The organism is Streptomyces sp. WAC04114 (assembly GCF_019733245.1).
GTDB classification, from domain to species: domain Bacteria; phylum Actinomycetota; class Actinomycetes; order Streptomycetales; family Streptomycetaceae; genus Streptomyces; species Streptomyces massasporeus_A.
The window spans coordinates 1-767 of the sequence record NZ_JAIGQA010000397.1; the positions used below are offsets into that span (position 1 = coordinate 1).

The window sequence follows — 767 nt, forward strand, 5'->3', positions numbered from 1 at the left end:
GGGACCTCATGTCCGACAACTTTCCGCCTCCGCCGCCCGAACAGCCGCAGTCGGAGTACCCGGTACCGGCGCAGCCTTCGCCGTGGGCCGCGCCCCCGGGACCGCCGCAGAAGCAGCGTACGGGGCTGATCGTGACGCTCGCCGTGGGCGGTGGGCTCATCGTGGCGGGGGCGGTGGTGGCGCTCGTCCACACGGCGATGTCCTCCGTCCAGGATTCCATCGCGCTGCCGCCGCGGTCGGAGGCGCCCTACGCGGAGCCGTACGAGGAGGAGCCGGACGCCGAGGAGCCCAGCGCGGCCGAACCCGACGCGAAGGAGGACGTCACGATCATCTCGTGCACGCGCGATCCGCAGATCGGCTGGCAGTCGGCGAAGGTGAAGGTCGTGAACGGCTCGTCCACGACGGCGAGCTACACCATCATGATGGAGTTTCTCGACGAGGAAGGCGCCCAGGTCGCGGAAGGCGGGGCGGGCGTGGTCGGCCTGGAGCCCGGCGGGAGTGCTGTGAAGAAGGCGCAGGGCGTCGGTGAGGTGCCGCGCGGCACGACCTGCCGGATCAGCGCCGTCTGGCGCACCCCGTCGGACCGGGGCGAGAGCTGAGGCCACGACGGCGAAACGGCGCGAGGGCCGCGCCCCGGGATTCCCGGGGCGCGGCCCTCGCGTTGTCCCGCTCGCTGATCAGCTGCGGATCAGGCTGCGGAGCACGTACTGCAGGATGCCGCCGTTGCGGTAGTAGTCGGCCTCGCCGGGGGTGTCGATGCGGACGAC

At 72.1% G+C, this 767-nt stretch carries 1 protein-coding gene; it reads left to right on the top strand.

Annotation, left to right across the window (positions count from 1 at the left end):
* On the top strand, positions 1-599 hold a 599-nt coding region (locus tag K4G64_RS39415; RefSeq protein WP_260461590.1), incomplete at its 5' end, for a hypothetical protein.
* Positions 600-767 lie beyond the last annotated feature (168 nt).